Annotated in this window: 22 protein-coding genes and 3 pseudogenes; 15 read left to right on the top strand and 10 right to left on the bottom strand. The window is 32.0% G+C overall.

Going from position 1 to position 26505, the window contains the following annotated elements:
* The first annotated feature begins 90 nt into the window (after nucleotides 1–90).
* Entirely contained in the window at nucleotides 91–801 is a 711-nt protein-coding gene (locus tag AC2CGR_RS22570; protein WP_484481177.1) for a DUF421 domain-containing protein, read from the top strand.
* A 189-nt stretch (nucleotides 802–990) separates the two neighbouring features.
* Here AC2CGR_RS22570 and AC2CGR_RS22565 read toward each other — a convergent pair whose 3' ends face one another.
* On the bottom strand, nucleotides 991–1410 hold the full coding sequence (locus AC2CGR_RS22565; RefSeq protein ID WP_078386294.1) for a DUF1259 domain-containing protein: 420 nt from the start codon (nucleotides 1408–1410) through the stop codon (nucleotides 991–993).
* Between the two features lie 412 nt (nucleotides 1411–1822).
* Between AC2CGR_RS22565 and AC2CGR_RS22560 the strand changes: the two genes are divergently transcribed.
* The 8 genes and pseudogenes from AC2CGR_RS22560 to AC2CGR_RS22525 all read left to right on the top strand — a co-directional run.
* Complete coding sequence (locus AC2CGR_RS22560; protein ID WP_484481176.1) at nucleotides 1823–2848, top strand: alpha/beta hydrolase; 1026 nt, start codon at nucleotides 1823–1825, stop codon at nucleotides 2846–2848.
* A 424-nt stretch (nucleotides 2849–3272) separates the two neighbouring features.
* Nucleotides 3273–3501 (top strand): annotated as a pseudogene (locus tag AC2CGR_RS22555) (spore germination protein); the annotation flags it as partial.
* A gap of 692 nt (nucleotides 3502–4193) precedes the next feature.
* Nucleotides 4194–5336, top strand: a complete 1143-nt coding sequence (locus AC2CGR_RS22550) for a Ger(x)C family spore germination protein (protein WP_484481289.1) — start codon at nucleotides 4194–4196, stop codon at nucleotides 5334–5336.
* Nucleotides 5337–5859: 523 nt separating this feature from the next.
* Nucleotides 5860–7242: an alpha/beta hydrolase gene (locus AC2CGR_RS22545; RefSeq protein ID WP_484481175.1), complete on the top strand. Its 1383-nt coding sequence runs from the start codon at nucleotides 5860–5862 to the stop codon at nucleotides 7240–7242.
* Nucleotides 7243–7513: 271 nt separating this feature from the next.
* The gene (locus AC2CGR_RS22540) at nucleotides 7514–8134 is read left to right on the top strand and encodes a TetR/AcrR family transcriptional regulator (protein WP_484481174.1); all 621 of its coding nucleotides are present in this window, start codon (nucleotides 7514–7516) and stop codon (nucleotides 8132–8134) included.
* Nucleotides 8112–8819: an SGNH/GDSL hydrolase family protein gene (locus AC2CGR_RS22535; RefSeq protein WP_179192548.1), complete on the top strand. Its 708-nt coding sequence runs from the start codon at nucleotides 8112–8114 to the stop codon at nucleotides 8817–8819. Before AC2CGR_RS22540 ends, AC2CGR_RS22535 begins: the two co-directional genes overlap by 23 nt.
* 23 nt (nucleotides 8820–8842) lie before the next feature.
* The gene (locus AC2CGR_RS22530; protein WP_484481173.1) at nucleotides 8843–9667 is read left to right on the top strand and encodes an SDR family NAD(P)-dependent oxidoreductase; all 825 of its coding nucleotides are present in this window, start codon (nucleotides 8843–8845) and stop codon (nucleotides 9665–9667) included.
* Between the two features lie 42 nt (nucleotides 9668–9709).
* Nucleotides 9710–9901, top strand: a pseudogene (locus AC2CGR_RS22525) (ClbS/DfsB family four-helix bundle protein); the annotation flags it as partial.
* A gap of 166 nt (nucleotides 9902–10067) precedes the next feature.
* Here the strand turns inward: AC2CGR_RS22525 and gad are convergent.
* Nucleotides 10068–11537, bottom strand: coding sequence for a glutamate decarboxylase (gene gad / locus AC2CGR_RS22520; RefSeq protein ID WP_484481172.1), 1470 nt, complete (start codon nucleotides 11535–11537; stop codon nucleotides 10068–10070).
* A 539-nt stretch (nucleotides 11538–12076) separates the two neighbouring features.
* Here gad and AC2CGR_RS22515 point away from each other — a divergent pair.
* From AC2CGR_RS22515 to AC2CGR_RS22490, 6 genes and pseudogenes are all read left to right on the top strand, one after another.
* Nucleotides 12077–13279: a macrolide family glycosyltransferase gene (locus AC2CGR_RS22515; protein WP_484481171.1), complete on the top strand. Its 1203-nt coding sequence runs from the start codon at nucleotides 12077–12079 to the stop codon at nucleotides 13277–13279.
* 61 nt (nucleotides 13280–13340) lie between these two features.
* Nucleotides 13341–14213 (top strand): alpha/beta fold hydrolase, encoded by an 873-nt coding sequence (locus AC2CGR_RS22510; protein ID WP_484481170.1) that lies wholly within the window; start codon nucleotides 13341–13343, stop codon nucleotides 14211–14213.
* Nucleotides 14214–14308: 95 nt separating this feature from the next.
* Nucleotides 14309–14497: pseudogene (locus AC2CGR_RS22505) on the top strand (hypothetical protein); the annotation flags it as partial.
* Nucleotides 14498–14859: 362 nt separating this feature from the next.
* Nucleotides 14860–16050, top strand: a complete 1191-nt coding sequence (locus AC2CGR_RS22500) for a ribonuclease (protein ID WP_484481169.1) — start codon at nucleotides 14860–14862, stop codon at nucleotides 16048–16050.
* A gap of 318 nt (nucleotides 16051–16368) precedes the next feature.
* On the top strand, nucleotides 16369–17640 hold the full coding sequence (locus AC2CGR_RS22495; protein WP_484481168.1) for a tripartite tricarboxylate transporter TctB family protein: 1272 nt from the start codon (nucleotides 16369–16371) through the stop codon (nucleotides 17638–17640).
* Nucleotides 17641–18112: 472 nt separating this feature from the next.
* A complete protein-coding gene (locus tag AC2CGR_RS22490) occupies nucleotides 18113–18580 on the top strand; it encodes a hypothetical protein (RefSeq protein ID WP_400502162.1) in 468 nt (155 codons plus the stop codon).
* 233 nt (nucleotides 18581–18813) lie between these two features.
* On the opposite strand, the gene xerS is transcribed toward AC2CGR_RS22490, so the two are convergent.
* The 8 genes from xerS to acpS all read right to left on the bottom strand — a co-directional run bounded on the left by xerS (nucleotide 18814) and on the right by acpS (nucleotide 26495).
* The gene (gene xerS, locus AC2CGR_RS22485; RefSeq protein WP_061401921.1) at nucleotides 18814–19887 is read right to left on the bottom strand and encodes a tyrosine recombinase XerS; all 1074 of its coding nucleotides are present in this window, start codon (nucleotides 19885–19887) and stop codon (nucleotides 18814–18816) included.
* 934 nt (nucleotides 19888–20821) lie between these two features.
* The gene (locus AC2CGR_RS22480; protein WP_484481167.1) at nucleotides 20822–21628 is read right to left on the bottom strand and encodes a DUF6973 domain-containing protein; all 807 of its coding nucleotides are present in this window, start codon (nucleotides 21626–21628) and stop codon (nucleotides 20822–20824) included.
* 316 nt (nucleotides 21629–21944) lie between these two features.
* Complete coding sequence (locus AC2CGR_RS22475) at nucleotides 21945–22118, bottom strand: hypothetical protein (protein WP_484481166.1); 174 nt, start codon at nucleotides 22116–22118, stop codon at nucleotides 21945–21947.
* Nucleotides 22119–22233: 115 nt separating this feature from the next.
* Nucleotides 22234–23301 carry an MBL fold metallo-hydrolase gene (locus AC2CGR_RS22470; protein WP_248139907.1) on the bottom strand — a complete coding sequence of 356 codons (1068 nt, stop codon included), beginning with the start codon at nucleotides 23299–23301 and terminating at the stop codon, nucleotides 22234–22236.
* The gene (locus AC2CGR_RS22465; RefSeq protein ID WP_484481165.1) at nucleotides 23270–24994 is read right to left on the bottom strand and encodes a DHA2 family efflux MFS transporter permease subunit; all 1725 of its coding nucleotides are present in this window, start codon (nucleotides 24992–24994) and stop codon (nucleotides 23270–23272) included. Before AC2CGR_RS22465 ends, AC2CGR_RS22470 begins: the two co-directional genes overlap by 32 nt.
* Before the next feature lie 33 nt (nucleotides 24995–25027).
* Nucleotides 25028–25570, bottom strand: coding sequence for a PadR family transcriptional regulator (locus AC2CGR_RS22460; protein ID WP_061401925.1), 543 nt, complete (start codon nucleotides 25568–25570; stop codon nucleotides 25028–25030).
* A gap of 204 nt (nucleotides 25571–25774) precedes the next feature.
* Nucleotides 25775–26092, bottom strand: a complete 318-nt coding sequence (locus AC2CGR_RS22455) for a hypothetical protein (RefSeq protein WP_000234215.1) — start codon at nucleotides 26090–26092, stop codon at nucleotides 25775–25777.
* A gap of 19 nt (nucleotides 26093–26111) precedes the next feature.
* Nucleotides 26112–26495 carry a holo-ACP synthase gene (acpS, locus tag AC2CGR_RS22450; RefSeq protein WP_484481164.1) on the bottom strand — a complete coding sequence of 128 codons (384 nt, stop codon included), beginning with the start codon at nucleotides 26493–26495 and terminating at the stop codon, nucleotides 26112–26114.
* Nucleotides 26496–26505: the final 10 nt, after the last annotated feature.

The raw sequence follows: 26505 nt of genomic DNA, 5'->3' as shown, positions 1-26505 counted from the left end.
GAACATAATAAATTCTTTTGCAATGATACATATTATTCTTATATAAGATGTTATTATTCAAACCCCCAAACGTAAAAGGAGGAGCTATTTGTGTCTCAACATATAGAGATTATTTTGAGAACTTTGTTATCTTTCTCGATTTTATTTATCGGAGCTAAAATATTAGGAAAACAAATTATCGCTGAAATGAATACCTTTGATTTTATTGGTGCTATCTCTATTGGAAGTATTATTGCAAATTTGGCATTTAATTTGAATGTAAAAACTCATCATGCAGTTATTGCTTTTCTTATTTTAGTATTTATCATTTTAATGGTAAGTTACATATCCATGAAAAGTCGAATAGGCAGAAAAATATTTGCAGGAAATCCAACAGTCATTATTGAAAATGGAAAAATTTTAGAAAATAATATGCGAAAAATGCGCTATTCTCTAGATTATTTAAATCAACAATTAAGAGAGAATGGTATTTTTAACATTGAAGAAGTTCTTTATGTCGTAGTTGAAACAAATGGTAAAATATCTGTTTTGAAAAAAACTGAATACCGTACTGTTACAAAACAAGATTTAAATATACCGACAAAAAAAGAGTGTAAGCTTCCCATCGAGCTAATCATGGATGGGGAAATTATGACAGAAAACCTAAAGCAAAACAATCATACGGGGTTAGAATTACAATGCGAACTAAAAAAACGTAACCTCAACTACACAGATGTTACGTATGCTGTACGTGCTGCAAATGGAAATATCTATATTGATACCTATAAAGATAATATAACGTCTCCAATGGACCAAGAATAGGCTATTTCTACTAAAAATACAGGTGAACATATCGTTGTGATTCTTCCGCAAATGCTTATAGTTCATTTTAAAAGATCTATAAGAAAACATCATTTTTTAATCAAACTTGTTTAGGGGGATTAAAGTTACTTAAGTTAATGGACACGTGGTGCCTCCCAGAATAACAAATGAATACGACCAAAACATTGATTAATGTTCTTCGTTATTAGCGACAGGATAGCTGTTTAAGGACAAAAAGGAATTCGCCAATTTTTTTGCAAAATGTAACGGGGGCTCTACCGATTGGATATGAACATACATAATTAAGGGATTCATGTATAACCAGTGATTATGTAAAGCACTGACAATAATCCCTTGTTGTACAATTGAATTCATAAATGCAGGGATCTCTTCCTGTAGAACCGCGATTTCACCTAGATTTAATGCATTACCATTTTGATCTAATGATTCAAAACTTACTCCGACGGGTACCACATAGGCACTTGGTTTTCCTTGAATAAACACCTTGAAATTGCGGTGAAAAGACACCGAACAACCACCTTGATTTATTTTACACTTGCCTTTAAGAATTGTAGCAAATTGATCAGAAATAAAATTAAAATTGGACATAAATTCAATTCCTTTCCCGTGCTAAATTTATTCATTTAGATATTTAATTTAAAAATTATATTTCCTCTTTTTAAAGAAAGGAACTACTTATAAACAACCTTGCTCTAAAATAAACAGACCGCGATATGTAATATGTACCCTATATATTTTAGAAGAGATATTAATGATATTCCCCAACGATCATAACTTAATAAACACTTTCTATATATCATTAAAGAATTCATAAAGTAGGCGATTGTACATTATTAGTTTATGTAGGTTAGATAAATATGTGCCTTAATAAGTCCATTTGTCTCTAATGGTACTAATTCATTTGATAGATTAGCATTATTTTTATATTTTTTAGTGCACAAAATTAATACTTACTTTTTCACATTGTTAGGATACTAAAAAGAATGGAGATTCTAAACTTATGAAATTAAAATCATCAAAATCTAAAGGGGTATGGAAGAAAAGAATGTTTATATCACTTACGATTGTTTTCGGACTAATTGTTGCAGGGATTAGTTATTGGAATCTTTCTCCTAATCCAAAAGCATTTCTTATAAAAAAGGCGTTTGAAGGTGGAATGTTTGTTCAATCCGATAATTATAAAAATGCTATAAACGAAACACAAATTGTTAGGGATATCAATTATAATTCTAAATTTCCTGATGGTACATTAGATATTATTTATCCAAAAATCCATAATGAAAAAACACCTGTTATCTTTTGGGTGCATGGGGGTGGATTTGTGGGTGGAGATAAGTCTGACATTACTGGCTATGCAGTAGAATTAGCAGCTAAGGGGTATACAGTGGTTAATATAAATTATGCTCTGGCTCCTAAAAGGAAGTATCCTACACCAGTACGCCAATTTGGTGAAGCTTACGAATATATAAAAGAAAATACGAAAAAATATCATTTAAAATTAGATCGCGTATATTTTGCAGGAGATTCTGCTGGAGCACAAATATCTGGACAATTCGTTAATATTCAAACCTCTCCTAGGTATGCAAATTTAACTAAAATTGATCCTATTGTTGAACCTTCAACAATTAAAGGTATATTACTATTTTGTGGTCCGTATGATATGCCTGCATTAGCTAAAATGGAAACAACTAAAGAAGTGCAAGACTTTATGCGTACCACTGGCTGGGCTTATTTTGGGAAAAGGGATTTTGAAAGCTTACCTGAAATAGAAATTGCTTCAATCTTTAAACATATAACAAAAGATTATCCACCAACGTTTATTACAGATGGAAATACAGCATCATTTGAAGAACAAGGCAAAGCAATGGCTTCTGCATTAGAAAGTAAGGGGGTACCTGTAGAAAAACTCTTTTTTGATAAAAATATTTCTGGAGAGTTAGCGCATGAATTTCAATTTAAAATGAATACACCTGCAGGTCAAGAAACTTTTAACAAAGCTCTTGAGTTTTTAAATACATACAAATAATATTTCTAACGTTGGTTAACAAATAAATAAGTTAAGCCTTTCTTTAAAAAATAAAGTGGATTTGTATGTCTATGTCTGTATTTGATGAATTACAATTAATTGTACAAGGGATTTATAATTTTTCATCCTAAAATTCCTTACTAAACCTAGCTGAAAATGTTGTTTTTTTCAATGAAGAAGTAAATTTGGAGCAAAAGACTTATTGGTTATATTATGTTTTTGTTAATTTCAAACATAACTCATATCTCGTAATCGCCATTATTTAAGGCTGTGTTCGACTGGCCAATCGAGTTAAATAATTCATCTGTTAGAGCTATCCTTAAAGAGGGATGGCTCTTTTCTAGTATATATTTCATTCTACTAACAGAACCTAGCTACAACCTATTGAAAGGAAAGTTAAGTGAGTGGAATTGTTAAAGTTGAAATTAGACCTCTGAAATCGATGGGACAAACAGTTGGACTTGTAATTAGAGAAGTGGCGGTGAATATAGGGATTGTAGATTCACTCTTAGTATTATTGTTTTACTTATTCCGATTAGTTTTGGACTGTATGGAATTATTTTATATCCTATTGCACTTACGATTTATATAACAAATTTAAAAAGTGTTGGTATTTCTTATATAACTCTTATTGCAAATACAATTTTTTAGATTGAAAAGAAGAATTTATCCGTCTGTCAAAATCTATGTTAACTGGCAAAACAGATTAATTTTAGATGTAAGATTTTATAAAAAATCTAGAGAAGCAAAAATAATTGAAATCATTTAAGCATGGAGATGAAAAACTTAGATAATGGGGACTTGGTTTTGCGCATATTCAACTAACATTGATGTAGGTACATTGTCTATGCCTAGAGATATTACTATGCAAGTTATATTTTCAGACAGTGGGATTATTTTGATTTTGATTGTATTGATATGAACTTTGTTGTGTTAACGCCTTTACTAGTTTTGATTGTATATAAGCTAAAATAAAGGAATGGTAGAAATGAAATGTCTTCGTGAACTACTCGCCACTTAGCAAAGCTTGAAGTGGGAGCTTCTCAGTTCCCCGACGAAAGTAACCTTTCGTCTCCCTGAGCGTTACTTCGGGGTGTTCCACCCCTAGTCCAACGCATGGATGCTCTTTTGGTACGGTTGATATTTTACGCAGGAACCGAATGGCTTGGTTTTCGCACTCTATTTTCTTCCTGCAACCTTCTATATCAAGTTATCAAAGAACTTCATATAGCTAGTTTATCAAAAGTTTTTGGCTATGCCAAACCGAAATTCATCTCCCACCTATCGTAGGGCTACGCCCTTCACACGCTTGAGGAAGGAGAATTCTTTCGGGGAATACGTTAAAATTATATCAATTGGCCTTATAGCTGGGGCTATCAGCGGTTGCTCTGAGTTAGCAGAGATAGAAGAAAGAGGATTTGTAGTAGGTGCGGCTTACGATATTGTTAAGGAAACGAAATCAAATCCAATTATGAAAGGGACCTATCAGATGGTACTTCCCAGTAAGTTAACGCAGCAAGGTGGAAAAGGTGCAGGAAATAATTATATTAATGTGAGTGCAAAAGCAGATAGTGTACTTGAACAAATACGAACTATCGCTAAAAAAATTAGTCGCGAATTATTTTTTCCGCATATACAAGTAATCATTTTTTCTGAAAAATTACTCACGAATCCTAATGTTTTACAAAATACGCTTGATCTATATATTCGTGATCATGAAATGAGAAGAAACATCCGTCTATTTGTTTCTGAAAAAAATGCAGAAGCTATCTTGAAACAAAGTGCAAAACCAGAAAATTTACCGGCACAGTATATTGATATGCTAGCTGAACATCCCCCGAAAAATGCTCAAATGATTGAGGCAGCAAGAATTGGTGACGTGCAGGAAAAGATAATTTCAAAACAAAGTTTTGTATTACCTGTCTTAAGGCCAACAAAACAAGGGATAGAAATGAATGGTGCTGCGTTGTTTCGCGGGAAGGATAACAAGTATGTTGGAATGTTAAACGGAGAACAGACAGTGGGAATGAACTTTGTAATTGGTGAAAAATTAGGAGGTTATTTTACCATACGTAAAAAGAATCAGCTTATTACATATGAAATTCATAAGCTACACCGAAAAATAAAGGTGTTTACTAAAAATACTACAAAACCGAAGTTTGATATTCATCTATTTCTCGAAGGTACTTTGGCGGAGTTGCATTTTAGTGATCATAAAAAATTTATGAATGAAAAACGCTTAACGAAGGATATTTCAAAAGAGATGGAGCAAAGGATTCAAAAATCAATAAAGCTTGTTCAAAAAAAATATAAGGTGGATGTATTAGCGTTAGGAGAAGTATATAAGCGGAATAATTATAAAGAATGGAAGAAAATAAGTAAGAATTGGGATCAAGGTGAAAATTATTTTAGTAATGCTGAATTTAATGTTCATGTTCATCCAGTAATTGAACATTCAGGCTCAGCTTTACCGAAGAGAGTAAAATAAGGTGACTCGAATAGTTAGCCAAAGCTCACTGTTATAATCAGGGATGTTTCTCTAGATGTAATTATTAATCGACTATCGTACTATAAATAGTATAGGTGGAGTTTGTTTTGGCTTATGTACATATGGATATAGCAAGTATAAAAGTGAAAAATTTGAATTATTTTTATTGATGTAGCGATAGACCCGATTGCATTTTTTCTTTAATAATCAGTACATGCTGTATAAGGGGTACCGCCACATACCCATCAACCTAAGATTTTAAAATATCCTCTACTTAAGGAATTTGTAAGTATCAAGTAAGAAAAAAGAGAGCTTTGTTTCCTATAATCAAAATATAAAGTGAAGGAAGAAAGATTATTTCTGAAGTTTATATGCATGTAGAAAAAGATAAATCTACGGTTTTTAGATTAATAATATCAGTGTGTCCAAGTTTTGGAGATTACTTGCAAATATTTTGAAGTTTTTGCACCAGAATTCTAATTACCATACCTGTTTTTTACCATCACATATTGGAGGTTAGAACATGAATAAAAAAAAGAAAATACAAAGATCAGTACTTACCTTTACCCTACTCTTTTCTTTTGGCATTGCATCTTTCCCGCTTACAACAGCTATTCACGCAGATACACGCGATGAACAATCTGTTGAAAAAAAACTAGTCTCTTTAACGGAGCGTACATCATTATTTTTTGAATATCTCCAGCAAGGTAAGTATGCAGAGGCACTCCAGTTGACATCTACTGCTTTTCAATCCAAGTTTACAGCAGCCACATTACAAAACTGGTGGACACAAAGTGGCTGGAGCGGGATAAAAAGCATGGGAACCCCCGTGATAAAAGAACGAAACTTGGTCCATCAGACGGTAGAAATTCCAGCAGCTACCGAAGGAACTACCATACCGCTACTCCTTAAATTCACACCTGGCGGGAAAGTAGATGAAATTGGAGAAAGGCCACCCGAGGAATCTTTTACCATCCCCCATCCTAGCTATGATCAACCTGACTCCTATCAAGATCGTGAAATCGTCATTGGAAATTCTACCTATCCGTTACCAGCGACATTAACAGTTCCGAAACATAAGCCTGGTGAAAAACTGCCCGTAGTTGTTCTTGTTCATGGTTCTGGTATCCATGATCGCGATAGCACATATATGGGAACAAAAATCTTACGCGATCTTGCGGTGGGCCTTTCCTCCAACGGAATTGCAGTGTTGCGCTATGAAAAACGTACCTTAGAACATGCATTAAAGATGGGTGCAGAACCAAGTACGTTAGACCGTGATACTACAGATGATGCCATCTATGCAGCAAAATCAGCAGCGCAGCAGGAAGGCATTGATCCAAGTAATATTTTCATTCTTGGACATAGTCTAGGAGCCGGTACAATGCCACGTATACTAAGCAAAGCGCCTTCCTCACTTGTCCGAGGAAGCATCTTACTCGCACCACCTGCACGCTCTTTGACTGACATTTTCATTGATCAGTATGAATACCTTGGGGCGTCAAAGGAAAAAATCACTGAACTAAAAAGACAGGTCGCTTTTATTAAGGATCCTACTTTCAATCCTGATTATCCTCCAGTTGGCTACAATTTGGGGTCACCTCATTTTATGTATGATGTTTCTAGGTGGCGTCCAGTTGAAGAGGCAAAATCACGAAAAGAGCCTTTACTCATTTTGCAAGGGGCACGCGATTATCAAGTAACAGTAAAAGGTGATTATACAAAATGGCAAGAAGGACTTTCAAACCGTGGAAATGTTCAGTTCAAAAAATACCCGAAATTGAATCATTTCTTCACGGAGGGTGACGGGGAATTAAGTCTTCCTAGTGAATACGAAATCCCTGCTAATGTTCCCGAGTACGTCATCCAGGACATTATTACATGGGTCAACGAAACAAAAAAATAAGAAAACATCAAAAGCCTTCATGCAATCATCATTGCGTGAAGGCTTTTTAGAAACTAGTGATTCAGACATACCTATTATGTTCGATATCATTTTATATAATATTTGCCCCAAAACAAAAAATTAGAGTCTATTATAGTAATGAAGTTCATGTAGAATTTCCCCTATTTTCTAAAATATAAGTGTAATTTCTTTAATAATCTGCACAAAAATTAAATTCTATACGTATATTTAAATTAGAACGACTGTACTAATTAAAGGGAGGAGAATGTATTTGAATAAAAGGCATTATGATAGTGAGATTACAAAAAAAGAAATCATGGAGCATGCATCACTTTTGTTTTCTCAAAAAGGATATAACCAAACATCTGTCGGAGATATCTCCAAATCCTCTGGTTACAGTAAAGGACATATATATTATCATTTTACAAACAAAGAACAGCTATTTGTTCTCTTAGCGCAAGAAACTATGCAAAATTGGTATGAAAAATGGATAGCAAAAGAATCTACTTATTCAACCGCAACTGAAAAACTATACGGCATGGCAATTCATGTCCTTTATAATTACCAAACGCCGTTATTAAAATCAGGTCAAGAGCTCGCTTCAAACCCAAAATCTAGTCCTGAATCGGTCCAGAAATTATTCGATTTATCAATTGTACCAATGAATACTTATCAAACAATTTTCAAAGAGGGGGTAGAAAAAAAGGAGTTCAAAGATGGTAATCTAGACGAATGGACTATATTGCTAGGAACTTGGCTTGGGGGATTATGTCAGCTCACGAATACACATGAGCTGACAACACTAGAACCGCTGTTTAACCAAGCGATTACAATCTTTTTAGAATCCATAAAAGACGGGGGAAATGAAAATGAAGATTGGATTAATCGGTGATAGTTTAACTGAAGGTCGTCCAGGAGTGTCCTTTGTGAACATATTAAAACGAAAATATCCAAGTATCACATTTTTAAACCTTGGTAAACCAGGGGAAACAGTTAAAAGTTTGCATACACGATTAACGAAAATCAAGTTGGAATCAAATTTTGATTTAATCTTCCTTTGGATTGGTACTAATGATGTTTATTCAAAACTGTTAAAAGTGCAAGCTCAACCAATTGTAGAAGACCATCGAGAATTTAATAATTATTTCAACAAAATACTAAATATAGTCATTCCTTTTTCAAAGTACGTTGTTGTGGTTTCACCAGCAATAGTGGGAGAAAACTTAAAAAATCAATCAAATTATGAGTTAAAGGGTTTGTCTTCTATTATTGAAAATATCTCGAGTCAATTTTTAAATGTTAGTTTTCTGGATATGCAATCAGTTTTTGAGAAACGGTTGGCTAACGTGAACAGTTCAGACTATATCAGCACAAGTGTGATGACAGTAATGAAGGATGTGTTTCTTTATAAGAATCCGATTCGAATTGATCGATTATCCAGTAAGCGAGGTCTCCATTTGACTTTAGATGGTATTCATTTAAATAGCAATGGTGCTTTGTGTGTGGCAGAAGAATATGCATCTATGATAAATCAACTTTTATTCGATAGCAGTGGTACCATTCAGTCACAAAAATAGATTAATTTATGGGGGGAACTGTAATGGGAGAAAATAAAAAGATTGCTATTGTAACAGGCGGTGCCTCAGGGATCGGCAGAGCTATTTGCAATGAATTATCGTCTCGAAATGTATTTGTAGTTATCGCTGATATTAATGAGAGCGAAGGAAAAGCGTTTGAAGAAAGGCTTAACCAAGACGTTTTAAATTCTAGGTTTACGTATTTAGATGTTACTGATTACAATTGTGTAGAACATGTAATCAAAGAGATATATGAAGAATTTGGCAGGCTAGACTATCTATTTAATAATGCTGGAATCTCTATGTACGGTGAATTGTATGATATGTCGTTAGAAAACTGGAAAGAAATTGTTGATATCAATTTATGGGGAGTCATTCATGGTACTCAAATGGGATATAAAATAATGAAAGAACAAGGGTTTGGACATATTGTCAACACGGCATCTGCTGCAGGGCTAGGTCCATCCCCAATAGCTTCGGCCTACTCCACAACTAAACATGCTATTGTAGGTTTAACAACCTCTCTTCATTATGAAGCGGAAGAGTTTGGTATTAAAGTAAGTACCCTTTGCCCGTCCTTCGTTGATACTCCAATATTTGATGCTGCAAAAGCAATAAATATCGATAAGTCTGCTATAACTAAACAAATGAAAAAAAACAAGATGATGTCTCCTCAAAAACTTGCGAAAATTGCTATTAATGGAGTTCATAAAAATAAACCTATAATATGCCCAATGCCACTACGTAAAACAATGGATGTCATATTTACAATATTCCCCCCAATGCATAATGCATTAGCGAGGTTTGTTTGTAAAGTGGTTAGAGAGGCCAAAGGTTCAACTGGCTAATTTTTATGATTCCTCGCAAAATAATCCAACAAAACTGGTTAAACAAAGTTAGTTCAAATGTTAATTGATTGGATAAATGATTTTTCTGAAATAGAATTATTTCAACCAGAACAAAGAAAATGGGCCACAACAAAAGCAAAGTAGCCTATTTGGAAATGGGTGCATATCAATACAGTTGCTCCATTCACGAATTTCAGAACTAAAATACGAAAATGGAAAAAAACAGTCTTATAAGTGATTTAAAAAAAGTAGATATCCAGACATTTAGACGAAAGATAATAAAGTCTATTTCTTATATATAGGTTAGCTTCAGAAAAATGTGGATTTACAACGTTAAGGAAATTCCAATATAAAAAAGCCTAACTTCTCAATTTAATGTGAAGAAATTAGGCTTTTTTATTTAGTGATGAAACCCATTATCACATTTTGTATCATGTGGCATAGGCCCATCCAGGGAATCCAGAAAAGCAACAGTCTGTTTGAGATTTCTCAAAAATAAATGCGCAAGATCCATGGAAAATCCATTTCGAACCACAACTCGCATAATTGTCACCTCTTCCATATCTGGAGGCAATGGATAGGCGGGTACTTGCCAACCGAACACACGCAATTGTCGAGATAAATCATAAAGGTTCCAGTTTGATGTGTAGCCATCTTTCAGTCGCCAAGCGAAAACCGGAATATCCGACCCATCGGACAAAAGTTCAAACGGTTCCATCTTCTGAATGGCCTTACTTAGAAAAAGAGCGACTTTCTGAGAAGCCTTTTGGACATCATAGTACCCACTTTTCCCTAAACGCAAGTAATTGTAATATTGCAGGAGCACTTGTGCACCGGGACGAGAGAAATTCAGGGCAAAGGTCGGCATATTCCCGCCCAAATAGGAAACGCGAAAGATTAGATCCTCAGGGAGATCTTCAGCTTCCCGCCAAATTATCCAACCCAATCCAGGATAGACTAATCCATATTTATGTCCGGATACATTGATAGACTTCACCCTTGGTAATTGAAAATCCCAGACTAAATCTGGTTGAAGAAACGGTGCTATAAATCCTCCCGAAGCTGCATCTACATGCATGGGAATGTCAAGACCAGTCTTCGCCTGTAAATCATCCAACGCTTTCGCAATGGCGGCAACCGGTTCGTAAAGACCGGTATAAGTCTCACCGAGAATCGGTACCACACCAATCGTATTTTCATCCACGGCTGCGAGGACCCCCTGAGGATCCAATTGAGGATGTTCAGGGCTAATCTTCACATAGCGTGGTTCAACCTCCCAATAATTCGCGAATTTTTCCCAAACGACCTGAACAGCAGAACTAAACACAATATTGGGACGATCTACCGGCTTTCCTTCGCTTTTACGTGCATTTTGCCAGCGTCGCTTTAAAGCAAGCCCACCGAGCATACATGCTTCCGACGATCCAGTTGTTGAAACGCCCATAGTCGTAAGGGGGCTGGGCGAATGCCAGAGGTTGGCTAAGATACGGACACACCGCTCTTCAATTTCAGCTGTCTGTGGATATTCGTCCTTGTCAATCATGTTCTTGTCAAATGATTTTGCATATAATTGCTCTGCGGCAGGCTCCATCCATGTGCTAACGAATGTTGCAAGATTCAGGCGTGCATTGCCATCAAGAGTAATTTCATCATGGACAATCTGATACGCTGTTTCTGGTAACATGCCTTCATCAGACATATGAAAGCGTGGAACGACGGATTCTCCTTCGCGGGCAAACAGAGGATTTACAGAAAATTCGTGAGGCAGCTCTTTTTGCATGTGATGCGGTAGAGACTGTGGATTATCTGGCATGTTCTCTTTTCCTTCATATGCATCGTTTTGAACCTCTGCTTTTCGATCCTGTGGCATATAAGCCCCCCTTAATTAATTGTTTAATAAACATATTATTTACAAAAAATCATTTGTTAAACAAAGGGGACGATTCTATTGAACGACCTAACACAATACCTACTTTAGCTTGGTTTTCGCAATTTCGGAAAATGAGGGGCGATAAAACGTTAAAGATTTTACGGTTGCAACGTTTTTCTGCAACCAACCTCATATCAATACTTTTATCTTCATTATATTAGTGATAGGTAGATTAAAAATATTGATATCTGTGCATAATTCAGCACCTGCTACACTTAGTGATTTTTTATTATACATGAGAGAAATAGAGAGAAGAAATTACGTAATTTCTTATATCAACTTTGTTTCTTAATTGTTTATTCCATTTAATAACACAAGTGATTTTATTAAAATAAGAGGAGAAAGACCCTTGAATAGAAAGGATATGTAGTAGAAAAATATTTAAAGAGAAAATATTTATCTTTAATTCAAATATCAGTACATGATTGATATTAGCAATACAGGAATAGTTATTTAATTCTAAGGGGAGGAACAATACTATGGCAAAAGTTCTAATATTTAATTTTCCAGGAGAAGGACATATTAATCCAACAATTGCACTTGTCGAAGAACTAATAAAAAGAGGCGAGGAAGTTATTTACTATTGCGTAGAAGAGTATAGAAGTAAAATAGAAAATACAGGAGCTTTGTTTCGACCTTATGAAAATTTCATATTACAAATAGACATGGTAAAAAGGATGAGTGGGCAAATAAATCCTCAAGAAATATTATTACACATAGTAAAATCTATGGATAAAATAATAGAGATAATTTTAAAAGAAATAAAAGGGGAAAAATACGATTATGTTATATATGATAATAATTTCGCTGTTGGATGGATCATAGCAGACATATTACAATTACCTAAAATTTCTTCATGTACAACATTTGCCATTACTAAAAAGATAGCTTCTACTCTTATGAAAAATCATGGAGAAGAAAATAAAAAATCTCCTTTATATCAGGAAGTCATGGGTATTTTTAAAAAATGGGAAGATATTTATGGCATTAAGCTTAATGAAAAACAAAATGTGATGACATGCCCAGGAGAAATTACTATTGTATATACATCAAAATTGTATCAACCAAATGTAGAGGAATTTGATGATTCTTATATATTTGTCGGGACTTCTATTGAACAACGTAAGGATGTAAATTCTGTTTCCTTAGAACAGGAAAAGGGAAACAAGTTAATTTTTATTTCTATGGGAACAGTATTTAACCAGCAACCAGACTTTTATCACACATGTTTTGAAGCATTTCGGGATAGCCAGGTTACTGTCATATTAGCTGTAGGGGAACAAAATGATATTAATCAACTAGAAAATATTCCTTCTAATTTTAAGCTATATAATTACGTTCCTCAATTAGACATTTTACAGCATACTGATCTATTTATTACACATGGGGGAATGAATAGTGTCAGTGAAAGCTTATATTTTGGTGTTCCTATGCTAGTTATTCCAGTTATGGGAGATCAACCTATAGTTGCTCAAAGAATAGAAGAATTAGAAGCTGGAGTGCAGTTAAATCGTAATTTGCTTACTCCAGAAATATTACGGAATACAACAATGCATGTGTTATCAAATGATATTTATACAAAAAACAGCCATAGAATTGGGAAATCTTTAAAAAATGCTGGGGGGTATAAGAAAGCAGTCGATGAAATTGAAACCTTTAAATTTAAAATGGGTATTAATTAAAGCAAAACTACTGTGACTTTAAAAATGAACTATGAAAATGAGCTATGTGGAGGGGACTAAAATGAAGCATTTAGAACAAAAATATCAAGAAACTAATTATCTACAATCTTATGAAAAAAGTCTAAAATTATGGCCAACTAGTTTTTCATCTTATTTTGTGGAAACATCTCAAGGAAAGACCCATATTATTGAAAGTGGTACTAAATTAGCACAACCTCTCGTATTACTCCATGGAGCGAAAATGAGTTCGACAATGTGGTATCCAAATATTTTACACTGGAGTAACCATTATAGAATAATATGTATTGACATTTTAGGCGATAAAAATAAAAGTGTTCCCCAAAAAGGCTTTACAGATCGCTTAAGTTACGCACTGTGGTTAAAAGAAGTACTACATACATTAGAAATTAATAACACAAACATTGTAGGGTTGTCATATGGTGCTTTGCATACTGTTAACTTCTTGACATTTTTTCCAGAGAAGGTAAATAAAGCTGTAATAATGAGTCCTGCAGCAACTTATATTCCTTTTCATCCATTGTTTTTTTCCTATGCTTCAGGAATGATGAATAGTAGGGAAGGTGTAGTAGAATTTTTAGATTGGATTTTTGATAATCGATACACTATTCATCCGTTTATTCAAGAACAATTAATAGCAGGAATGATGTGGAATAATTCAGTAAAAAAAGAAACAAAAATAGAACAGGGATTCCCATATGTTTTTACAAATCAAGAATTATCCGAAATTAAAACTCCTATGCTATTAATGTTAGGAGAGAATGAAGTAATGTATAATCCAATAGAAGCTTTCAAATATGCTGAAAATTCATCACCCAATCTAACTATAGAATTGGTGAGGGATGTAGGTCATTTGATGTCTATGGAGAATCCCCAATATATAAATAACCGTGTATTAGACTTTTTTAATAATTAAGGCGTTTCTAGTATCACATTGCAGATGCTACATTAGCTGCAACACTATAAGAACTGTAGTAGCTACACTAAAAATAGGTTTTTAGTTAATATAGGATGCTTGATCTTTCTAAAGCAACAATTAATGACATAGCAATCAAACTTGCTATGGTACTGTTTATACCGATATTCTTAGCATTACTTGTCAAAGTCATACTTATGAGATTTATAAGAGAATCGATTGCTGGCAGGCTAGCATATCTATCTTGTCTATTTTTTATACACTATGTATTTAAATCTGTTACAGAGCAGAAAGACATCTTTGGATGTCTTTTCTTTATAAATAAAAGTAACGTGGTATGTAAAGCTATACGTTCACACAAGATTACATGTATTTAGTTATGTAAATCTATAGAACTTCAGTTTGGATTTTCTTGTCCAATTAAGTTTTAAAAATGAAAGTAGGAACCTATTTTATATTGTAAAATGCTGAACTATTAACGGATACAGTTCATTTAGTACCCATTTTCTTGTCCACATATCAAGACAAGAAAATGGGTACTTCTTTAAACTAAGACACCAAAGTGGGAACTTTTTAAAAATAGCAAAACAGGCAACTTAATTTGTTATAATAAATATTACATTTGAATATTTGGAGGAAATAAATTTTGAACAAGAAATTATTAGCAGCTTTAACATGTAGCTCTTTATTAATGGGGATGACAGCGTGTGAATCTAATGATACTGCTAGCACAGCGGAAAAATCAAAGCAAGAGAGCACAAAAAAAACAAACGATAAACAGAAAAAAGATACAAAAGAAGATGTGCTGGTGAAAGAAATAAATACAACTATTAATGCGGGTTCCTATAGATATAGTCCTAATGGTCATAATGCCACAAATAATGAGCATTTCATAATTTATGATAATGCAAAATTCGAAGATAACTTTGACGGACTTAAAGTATCAATGAACCAACTATTTTTAAGTAATAAGAAAGCCGTTTATAAGGGGAAAGATGTTGGCTCTATTAGTATAGCCTTTACAATTGATAACACATCTAATTCCACTTTTATTCTTAATACTAGTAAGATACAGGCCACAACTGATCAAGGGCATCAAATGACACCAGATAAACCTATGAAAAGCGATAGGTTAAATCCAACTATGAAAATTGAGAATCCACAAGAAGATACACCCGAACTTGCACAGGATAATAGGGTTATATATGAGGTAAACGACACAAATTTTGAAGCTTTAAACTGGGTTGATTTTACTTTTGAAATCCATAAACAAAGCCCAGAAATGAAAATTGCAAAAACTAGAAAATATAAAATTAGATTTAATATAGATCAGCATTATACAGGGACTACCAATAAACAAGAACAACCTCAATCTTCTTCAGATAAGGATACTGTTACATACAAAAATGAAATTAAACCTAAAATTGATTCCATGATAAAAGAGTATAATGATATATGGAATCAAGAAGTAAAATCAGTTTTCAACAAAGAAGGGGAGACTCCAGCAACTGTAGACCAAAATACTTTACAAAAACAAATGGAGATTGTATCAACTAAATACAGGGAATTGTCAAAAGTGAATATCAATTTTAATGCTGCTGATAAAATAAATGACCCTGTTCTAAAAGAAAAAATAAATAAATTTAGAGAAGAGTTTGGTCTTGCGGCAAATTATAGAGAAAATGCAGCAAATGCTATATTGCAAGGAATACGAGGTGTAGCTCCAATGGAAGACAGAATGAAAGAAGCACGAAAATCCCGTCAACTTTCTGAACAAAAGTTTAGTAATGCTTCAACTAATTTAACTGAATTTGAAACAATTTTAACTAGTAAATAGCATAAAAAAGAGAGCATAGCTCTCTTTTTACCTCACAGTAAAACCTAATTAACCGTGAAGTTCGACTAAAATTTAATTCTAGATAAGTAACAAAAGACATTCATGAAGGATCTACTTTCTTGTCTAAAAGGTATCAATTTTCATATTCTCGTACAGTTATTCCTTTTATTGTTAAAAATATAGTTATCTAAATAGAATTCCTATTTGTATTTCATAAAAAAACATCATCACTTCCTTATTGTATTATATTAGGTTATTATAATAACTGGAGTAGTAATATTTACTAAGTTAATTATTGTAGGGAGAGAACTTAATAGTATGGACATTTTGATAACAATTTTAGTATTTGCTTCAATCGGTTTATTAGTATACTCACTAATACAGAAAATAAGAAAAAAACCAGCTATCATATGGCTTAAAATTGCTGCTATACCATTCGGTCTTGCTTTAATTGTATCTGGATTTTCTGTTGGAGTAAGAGGTGGATTTGCTGCAATAACGTTTATTATTGGAGCATGCGCTACAGTAAAACTAATTATACAATTTGTAAAAAAACAGTCGGGAAAATTAAAAACTTTCATTGTGGTTCTTATTGCATTTACCACATATACCATACTAGACAATGTAATTCCATATAGTACAAGTGTTGAAAGTAGCGATGGAAATGTTACAAGTCAAAAGAAACCTGCTGTAGATGTGGAGAAAGTAGATACAAAAGAAGAATCTAGAGAACCTACTCGCAAACAGTATAGTACGGAAGAAATTAAATCAATGTTTACTATCGGGATGAGTATAAAGGAATTTGAAGAAAAAAAAGAAGACAGTAAGATAAAAGTTCGAAACTATAACAATTACAACCCAGCCGGATTATACTCATTTGATACTAAAGATGGGCAAATTGTAGTAGTAGTATTAAATGCAAAAGAAGTTACTAAAATAGAAACATTAACTGATGAAGCTTCTTTAGGAAATTTCATTAAAGAAGAAGAAAATAGAATGAACGAAGAAAAAAGAATTGCTAAAGAAGAAGCTGATAAAAAACTAAAAGAAGCATACGAAAATAATAAACAAAAATTAGAAGGATCTGGTGATTCTGTCACAAATAAAGTCAATCTAAAGTCAGGTTTGGCATTTTTTGATTTTAATAATACAGGTTCAAGAAACTTTATTGTACATTTAAAAAATGCTAGTGGCAATGACGCTGGATTGTTAGTAAATACAATTGGTAGCTATAAAGGAGAAGTATCAACTACAATTCCGGCTAGTGGAGAATATTATTTAGAAGTGAAATCGAGTGGCAATTGGAATGTAGCAATAACGCAAGAAACACCACTTGTATCAGAATCGGTTCCAGGGACAATTAACGGGCATGGTGATGATGTAGTATTCATTAATATCCCAAGCGGAAATCATATTGTTAAGTTAAAACATACAGGTTCAAGAAACTTTATTATTAAAGTGAATGATCAGAATTTATTAGTGAATAAAATAGGTTCTTATGAAGGTTCTTCTTCTCACGTTTTCAAAGATTCAGGGATGTATAGTTTTGGAGTAAAAGCAGATGGAGATTGGAGCATTACAATAGAATAGTACTATAAGGGTGGACACAAATATAGTTATAGCTTTAAAATGAGGTTTAAATTAAAAACCTTCGTGAAATTTAATGAAATATTGATTTAAGAAGTTTTTTGGGAGTCTTAGATTAAACCCTTGTATAAAAAATAATTTTATATGACTAACACGAGAATCTATTTTGATTAATCTTTTTTCAAAATGGATTCTTTTTCTTTATCGTAAAATATGTTTTTATGCAGAAGGAAATGAAACTGGATACTAATTAATAACGTAAAATATCTAATTACCAATAAAGAAGATTCGTTTAATACTTGTTTTCTTGTCCAAAGAGTATCCATTTTCATGTCCTTATACATTTATGGAGTAAGAGGGGAAGTCTACTTCCCACAATGCAAGAGTTCGTTAAATTCACATTTAACGAACTCATGAATGATGGGAAATATATGATATAATCTATTTACTGAGATTTGGATGGGAGTGTTATTTTTTGACAAAAACCATTAATCCTCAAGAATACTCATACGCTTTTGAATTAGGAATATATGATTGTTTTAAAGTACGAACAGGTATTTGTTCTTTGCAATTAACCAATGAGCAGTATCATGAAATAAAAAAACGTGAACTAAATCAACATTTCAGTGAAGGATCAGTTGACTATTGTAAACTCTTAGCTGCACACATGACTAAACAAGATTGGTTCAATAAAAATACCAATATAAATGCCTATCTTTATAATTGCGGACATATATCATTTGGAGATGGCCAGCATCGCACTTGCATCGCAAAAAAATTAGGAAAAGAAAAACTAGTATTAAATAAATTTGAAACTAATGATACGATTTGTAGAGTTTGTTACTCTAGAGAAGTTGATAGCAAAAAGTCATTTATGAGGAAAATAATGAATATTTTTAAAAATAAAAAATATAATGATGAATTTATAGATGATGAACTCTGATTTATACGAAACTGAAGCATTATGCTGGATAGATCGAATTATGGCCCTAACAAACTGTTATTTAATATTATCCTATTAATATAGAGTTTAAATTCTAATTAAAGTAGAATTTAAACTCTATATTTTTTACATAATAAATTTCGAAATTAAGTAAATTTACCATAGATTTTAAATCTCTTCTCTTATCAAGGGAAATAATAAAAGTTCAGCAATGCAAAATTGCTGAACTTTTATTATTTATTCTTTCCTATTCTTCCTAGACTATCTTTAATAGTTGTTTCCCCAAGTTGAGTGTATAACAAAGCTGTATCTTGACTGGTATGCCCAAGTTGCTGCATCACTTGTAATGAATCTTTTTCTTCCATATATAATTTATTTGCCAATGTATGTCTTAATTTATGAGGAGACATTCTTTTTCCATAGGCCTTAGTATACTTTTCTACTATATCTTGGATAGCTCTAACTGAAAGAGGTTGTGCAGTATGTTTATATTTCGATAAAAACACATTTTTCAATTCTTTCCCTGGAGCATATTTGTTATCTCTGATTTCCATATACTTTTCAAGATCATTCAATGCAATTGGGGTAATCCATACAGAATCTTCTTTGTTTCCTTTTCGGATTACATCAATTAGTCTTTCTTTTAAGTTTATATCTTCCATACGAAGATCGGCCAATTCGCTTACTCGAATACCACTACCAAGAAAGAGGGAGAGAATAGCTACATCACGATCTTTATCTCTTAGGAAATAGAACAACTGATGTTTTGTTAAAGATTTTTCATGTTCATATTTAACATAATTCAAAAATTCTTGATCGTCATCATTATGGAATATTTTAGATCTCATACGCTTTGCACGAGCATTTAATGTTTCTTTATCTTTATGTATTTCTATTTTAGCCATTACATTTCTATAAAAATAACATTCTCCATCTTCATTCTCTGAAAGGGAGGTAAGATACTTAAATAAAGACTTTAAGGCCGAAATTTTTCTGTTAACAGAGGAATTCTGCATGTTTTGTTGTAATTTTAAGAATCTCATAAAGTTTTCAACATCTTTTTTCTTTAAATTCTCCAGATCAGAGAAGGATATGTCTTTAATAGGTTTTAATTCAATAATTTGTTCGGATAATAACCAATTAAAGAAGACTCTAAAATCATATACATAATTCAGTAGGGTGGAGGGAGAGGCATCATGCAATTCTTTGTACTCCACAAATTCTTCTATGTAAAAGGGCATTTCATTTAGATTCTCGTATAATTTTTTACGATGTACGGATTTTTGACGTTGCTTGCTGTAATCCATAAAAATCACCTCATATATACTATAACAGAAAATGAATGCGAACACAAGTTCGCATAAAATTCAATTTTTACACAAACTTATTTACATAATTAAATTATGAAATACTAAAGTATGCTCAAAACTGAATGGTATAGTGTAGTTAATCAAATGAAAATTATGGCTAACTAAGTGATAAATTTGTATAAAACCATAAAAATTAGTGCAAAAACTACATATAAATGTATGTAAAATAAACAATTTTTATATATAAATTCATGCAAAAAATCAATATATGAAAACAGTTTAAAATTCGTTATCTAACATGAATTGGTTAATTTAATCATAATTATGAGGAGTTAATTAGATCAACATAAGAAAAAATCTTATATAGTAAAAGGTAATTTACTATGAATAATTTCAATAAATTGTTCAGTATTTAATGATTCCTATATAAAATATGAATTATATAGACAGATGCCAATATACTAAGATTCATGTAATTGAGCTAGAAATCCCTAAATACTGTATTTGATTTTTATTTATACATCTTATTGTTCGTAAAATTGGTATTTCGTGCGAAGTTGTCATTTGTTTTTTTAGATTAAATAATCACACCCTTCTATTTACAAACTTCACTGTATTCATTTTGTAAAAATTTAAACACTCTATAATGTTCTATTATTAACTAATGGCTTGGAGTGTTTAAATTTTTATAACTTAAGCTTATCACTTAACATTTCCTAGTATTATTCATACGTTAATTTTGAAAAGCTCATTATTTGCACAAAAAGTTTATTTCAGAAACAACCAACTTTTTGTTTTTAATATAAAGAGAGAATAGATTATTCTATAGGGTATTTTTTCATATGAATTCTCTTATCTCATATTGATTCTGCCTTATACGAAATAAAAAAGAATTTATATAGTATAAATTCTTTTTTATTAAGATATTTTATTAAAGATCGCCATTAGTTCTAACTAGTTTGTCTTCAGCGATTCTAACCATTGAACCATTTGCAACTTCATTTCTTATGTGACTACTATATTGATTAATGCTCCATGAATAATTGTTGTAAGCAATCGTTCTACCAACTTCATTATTATACAGGTCCATTTCCTTATCAACGCCACTAGAATATTGCTCATGGGCATCTGTCCAAACTTTTGCTCTTGCAACACCCACATCACGACCTTTAATAGCACCTAATTCTTTAGAAAGGACTGCATTCCAAAAAGAGTGCCTAAAAGCATCACCATTTCCTTGATAAAGTGTTGAGTTGCTGTAGTATTTCTCTGAAGTTGTTTTCGCTAAAACGGAACAAGCCCCATAAGTTACAAATTCGAATGGATTTTTCTTGGCCAAATCAACTTCAGCATCAGTTAATGTTCCAAATCCAGGTATTTGAAATGAATATGCGGAGCGAAGTGATACTGATTGATTATTTTTAATCTTTTCAGCTACAATTCGATTTAGTTCGTCTTCGGATTTACTGACAGTAATGTTTTTCACTTCTTGATATATAGCATTTAAAGCAGATAGATTAATTGATTTAACTTCCTTATCAGTCAGAAATTCATTACTTTCTTTGGCATCAATATAATTCAATACTCGTCCTTCTGTAGGTTTGTTAGACGAAATTGATTGTACTTGAGTAATATCCCCTTCATCTGCATAAGAATTACTTGGTAGAATCCCTGCACCTAATAATCCCATAGTTAATGCCGTGACTCCTAAACGTTTTAAGCTTTGATTTTTTCTCATATTATCCCCAAAACCTTCCTTACATTCAGATTCATATAAATTCTAATATTGAACTGAAAAAATTTTAATATTGTTTGTAAAACTTTATTTCAAAAGTTACAAAATTAAGCAAGAAAAAAATACAAGAATTTTATATTTAATAAAATCCTGTCATTCTTATATTTAATTTTAACATTTATGCAACTTGTTTCCAATTGTTTTTATGGAATATTTCAAATATTTAAGACCAACAGAATCTCCATAACTACTTTTATACTTTCACGTTATTTTTGATGTGTAAATATGCTATAGAAAGCGATTAAAATGTAATTAACAATCACCCTAAACCTTCAATGGATTTAGTGAGAATCTTTATATATCTACTTTTCTCTCGATACTCTATTAAAATAGGGTCAAGATCAACTCCTCCTGATATTTCTGTAGATGCAACGTATGCACTGATTGTTGATAAACCTAGGCATGCTGCAAATGTTGCAACTAGCTTCTTCATAATTAAAAACTCTTTTTTATGTCTTTTTATCGTTTTCCTACAGAAGACTCCTTCCGTATTGGAAAGAGTCTATATAATAACTTATACATTTTTAAAACACGCCACTTTTAATAATTTATTTGGAAATTTGATACAACCATTCCCCTTGCAAACAATTCATTTCAATCTGCTTTTCTTTCTCTAATAAATCTAGTATTCCTACCGTTTCAGATAATGCTAAAAGAAACTGAATTTCGTAAAAACCTACAAATAATTTGGTGCATATTTCAAAAACTGTTTGAGGTTTATCATTTAGTATCCTAATTACTCTTTTCATTCTTTTTTTCTGTTTTTTCAATTGTTGTTCAATTAATGCATGCATATCAAGAATTTCCTCTCCATGTCCTGGAAGAATACTCTTTATTGGAAGTTGTTTTAGTTTTTCGACGGATTCATTATATTGAACAAGTAACTTAGGTCTTTCTGTTTCCGCTAAACCAGGCGGTTCAAGCATCGTATTTAAAAATACATTTTGGATTAGTATATCTCCACCAATTAATATTCCATCTTTTTCTCTATATAAACAAATGTGCGTAGACGAATGACCCGGTGTTTCTATAATTTTAAAATCCGGAATACTTGGTATTTCATCTCCCTCTGAAATAAAATTAGTGAGAGAACGATTACATGATAATGAAAGACTATCATTTATATGTAACAGTTTACTTTGAAAATTCTCAGGAATACCATATATACTTTTATAAGTATTAATAAAAGACTCAAATTGTTGATATAAAATAGTATCTCGATTAATCCAAGGATCGGTTTTAAAATGCCCATAAATTTTAATACCCTCTGGAAAATAATCTAACAAGCCGACATGGTCGGCATGATGATGCGTAAGAACAATATGTTTTATGTCAGAAGGACTATATCCTAGTTCCTCTAATTTTACCGTTAAAACTTCCCATGATTCTTTAGTATTAATCCCTACATCTATTAATGTAAGTTCTTTACCCTCTATTAAATAAATATGTACACTACCAATAGCCCCTGGAACTGGGAGAGTTATTCTATGAATTTTACTTATTTTACTCCTATATGTCATATCCAATTCATCCTTATCAATATCTATTAATCCTTTAGTTATTTTAAATATAATAAATATTATATTACAAATTATTGATTTTCTTTTTTCTTTCATAGAAAAGAAAACTAATAAACCCTAAAATTAATATAATCGGTGCACTTATTTTATATAAATCGGTAAAACTTTCTGCCATTTTATTTTCAGTATAATGATTCACATCATCAGAAAATTCATTGACCTGTTCTTTCATTATTTCCATTTTATTTTCTACTTCTTGAGTTACTTGTTTTGTTATTTCCTCTTTTTTAGCTTCTTGATACTGCACTGGTATTGTATTTAAAGTTGCAATCACTTTTTGTTCAATTAATTTAGACTTTTCTTCTTGGTTTAAAATTGTATCGTCTCTTTGCGACTCTTTTTGATCCCCTTGTTTAACACTTTTACTCTCGATTTTAGCTTTAGCTATTTCTAAAATTCTTCTTTGCTCTTCTTTGTCTACCTGTATCTTTTGTACTCGCTCATCTGCATACTTATATACCTTATCAGTATTAATTGAGATATTATGAGTTAAAGTTGATACAAAAACTGCAACAGCTAATACAATTCCAAATTGTCTTAACATTGAAACCACACTCTGTGAGACTGTTAACATCTCTCCTTCAAAAGAAGATGCCGCTAAAATAGTAATTGGCCCTACCACTAATCCGTAGCCAATTCCTAATAACATACAAGGAATAATTATTTCTTCATTAGTAGAATACACCCCAATAGTTTGTAACCAATAATAAGACATACTCATTATAAGAAAACCAGCAAAAACAACAGCAACCTTACCAAACCTTTTTAAAAGTAAAGGTGCTAATGGTGAAACAATAAAAATCATCCCTGAAATTGGTGTTACAAGAAAAGCCGCCTCTAATTCCGTCTTATTTTGTAATCTTGTTAAAAATGTTGGTAATAAAACAGTTACTCCTACTAAAAACATATTACTCAAAATTACTGCAAAAGAAGCGCCTACAAAAATGCGATCTTTAAATAATTGTAAATTTACCATTGGCTCTAAAACTTTCCGTTCAACTGTAATAAACAAGATAAGAGAAATAATACTAATTCCATAACAAATCAACGCTATATTACTTAACCAACCCCAGTCATTACCTTTAACCAAGATAAGGGTCAAAGAAAAGATAGTTGAACTACATAATACTAACCCAATCCAATCGATTTTTGCTTGAACACGTTCTTCATGTTTTATATTCAACATAATAAAGCATAAAACGATAGCTACTATACTAATTGGCACATTAACAAGAAATACCCATCTCCATCCTAATTGTTCTGTTATTACACCACCTACAGCGGGACCAATTGCTGCTGATAGCCCCTGCGTTACTCCTAAAATAGTAAGTGCCTTGTTTCTTTTTGTTAAAGGTACTGCTGAAACCCCAATGACCATGGCTGTAGGAAATAATATCGCTGCCCCTATGCTTTGTATAAAACGAAATAGAATTAAAAGTTCTCCACTATTTGCAAAAGCACATAACATAGATCCTAATCCAAAAATAAATAAACCAATTATATAAATTTTTGCTTTACCAAAAATATCAGCAATACGTCCCAACGGAATAGCAAATACAGCGATAGACATAGTATATACATTTAGAATCCACGACATTTTTTCTAAAGATGTATTAAGGTCTGACTGAATTGCAGGCAATGCAATATTCATAATTGTAGTGTCTATCATGCAAAGAAAAATCCCTAGACACATTAAAAAAACAATTTTAAACCCCTTTTTTTGTTCCATAAACAATCCACCTTTTTTATTCAAAAACGCTTTCTAGTTTTTTTTCATTACACTTTCTTCTAACAAATCGAGTTGTGCTAATTTTTCTTTTAAAGTTATAACCTGGGCTTGATATTGTGAAATTCCAACATCTAAACAAATTTCTTGAGCAAAAGTTAATCCTTTTTGCCATGTGCTATATTTAGTACGAAGATCCTCTATATTTTTTTCCTTTCTTTCTATCTCTTCCTCAATCCATTTTCTAATCTCTAATAAATTTTTATATTCTCCAAAATACATACGCATTAGAAAGTCAGAACATAAAATATCCTTTTCCACATTTGTTTCTAAATACTGATGAAACTCTTTTATCCCTTCCTCAGTAATAGAGTATAATTTCTTATTGGGCTTATCTTCTTGAGCTACAATCTCTTTTTTTATTTTTCCTTCTTTCTCTAATTGTCTTAAAGTAGGATAAATCATACCGAAGCTTCCATCAAAAAAATGAGAGAAAACATCTTCAAAAACAAGTTTTATATCATACCCTGACATTTTCTTTTTCATTAAAACACCTAAAACAACATCTCTTCCTTTCACATCAAACGCTCCTTATTAATAAATGTAATAGTACTAATTAACTCGATATTAACAACATTAATATTAACATTGTTTATATCGAGTTAATTATAACAACTTTTTTTGAATTTGTAAATCAAGTTATAGTAATTTAATTATAATAAATAAAACCCCATTCTTATACGTATGAATGAGGTTTAGTGATAATAAAAGATTTGATATGACCTATATTACAAGACTCATCCCTATTTGTTCAAAGGCATGACTTTCTTGCATTAGAATAACAGCCATAGAAAGGACCTGTACGTTATCATCAGTTAATAGTCCATATTCTTGCGTTAAAATTGAATAAAAAGCATTTAAATATTCATCTGTTAGACATTCATTCTTAAATGCTGTTATATAAACCCAAAGTAGCGCTTGAAATTTTTGTTCTTTAGACACTATTTGATTTATAAAAATTGAATTAAAAGGTTCTTGTAGTGTTTTTGTAATTTCTTTTTTTATTTCTCGCTCATTTAAAATATACATTTCTATTACCATATATATAATCCCCTTGCTATCATAGTATTTTTTCAATAATGACAAAGGCACCCGCAGTGGTTTTCGTATGAGTAATCGATAAATTCCAATTTACCCGAAATAACAACTTACTTTGAATCTCATCTGTTAAACATATAGTAGGTCTTCCTAGTTCATCATATAGTATTTCAATATCTGTAAATTTAACCAAAATTCCCAATCCTGAAGAAATCGCTTTTATAGCAGCTTCTTTCGCACTAAATCTTCCTGACAGCCATTCAAATTTCCTGTGTTCATTCATAATCTGATCAAAATAAACTTTTTCTTTGTTCGTAAGAAAAGTTTGTAATATTCTTGGTGATCGTTTATATATTCGCGAAACTCTCTCTATCTCAACTAAATCAAAACCAACTCCTAATATCATGATACCTTAA

The sequence above is a fragment of the Bacillus sp. LSHTCR4 genome (assembly GCF_057197025.1).
This window is presented reverse-complemented; position numbering and strand designations above follow the sequence as displayed.

Excerpts from the sequence above, each read along its gene's own strand:
- AC2CGR_RS22565 (WP_078386294.1), bottom strand. The coding sequence starts at position 1,410 with ATGTCCAATTTTAATTTTATTTCTGATCAATTTGCTACAATTCTTAAA.
- AC2CGR_RS22560 (WP_484481176.1), top strand. The coding sequence starts at position 1,823 with ATGAAATTAAAATCATCAAAATCTAAAGGGGTATGGAAGAAAAGAATG.
- AC2CGR_RS22545 (WP_484481175.1), top strand. The coding sequence starts at position 5,860 with ATGAATAAAAAAAAGAAAATACAAAGATCAGTACTTACCTTTACCCTA.
- AC2CGR_RS22535 (WP_179192548.1), top strand. The coding sequence starts at position 8,112 with ATGAAGATTGGATTAATCGGTGATAGTTTAACTGAAGGTCGTCCAGGA.
- AC2CGR_RS22530 (WP_484481173.1), top strand. The coding sequence starts at position 8,843 with ATGGGAGAAAATAAAAAGATTGCTATTGTAACAGGCGGTGCCTCAGGG.
- gad (WP_484481172.1), bottom strand. The coding sequence starts at position 11,537 with ATGCCACAGGATCGAAAAGCAGAGGTTCAAAACGATGCATATGAAGGA.
- AC2CGR_RS22515 (WP_484481171.1), top strand. The coding sequence starts at position 12,077 with ATGGCAAAAGTTCTAATATTTAATTTTCCAGGAGAAGGACATATTAAT.
- AC2CGR_RS22510 (WP_484481170.1), top strand. The coding sequence starts at position 13,341 with ATGAAGCATTTAGAACAAAAATATCAAGAAACTAATTATCTACAATCT.
- AC2CGR_RS22495 (WP_484481168.1), top strand. The coding sequence starts at position 16,369 with ATGGACATTTTGATAACAATTTTAGTATTTGCTTCAATCGGTTTATTA.
- xerS (WP_061401921.1), bottom strand. The coding sequence starts at position 19,887 with ATGGATTACAGCAAGCAACGTCAAAAATCCGTACATCGTAAAAAATTA.
- AC2CGR_RS22480 (WP_484481167.1), bottom strand. The coding sequence starts at position 21,628 with ATGAGAAAAAATCAAAGCTTAAAACGTTTAGGAGTCACGGCATTAACT.
- AC2CGR_RS22475 (WP_484481166.1), bottom strand. The coding sequence starts at position 22,118 with ATGAAGAAGCTAGTTGCAACATTTGCAGCATGCCTAGGTTTATCAACA.
- AC2CGR_RS22470 (WP_248139907.1), bottom strand. The coding sequence starts at position 23,301 with ATGAAAGAAAAAAGAAAATCAATAATTTGTAATATAATATTTATTATA.
- AC2CGR_RS22465 (WP_484481165.1), bottom strand. The coding sequence starts at position 24,994 with ATGGAACAAAAAAAGGGGTTTAAAATTGTTTTTTTAATGTGTCTAGGG.
- AC2CGR_RS22455 (WP_000234215.1), bottom strand. The coding sequence starts at position 26,092 with ATGGTAATAGAAATGTATATTTTAAATGAGCGAGAAATAAAAAAAGAA.
- acpS (WP_484481164.1), bottom strand. The coding sequence starts at position 26,495 with ATGATATTAGGAGTTGGTTTTGATTTAGTTGAGATAGAGAGAGTTTCG.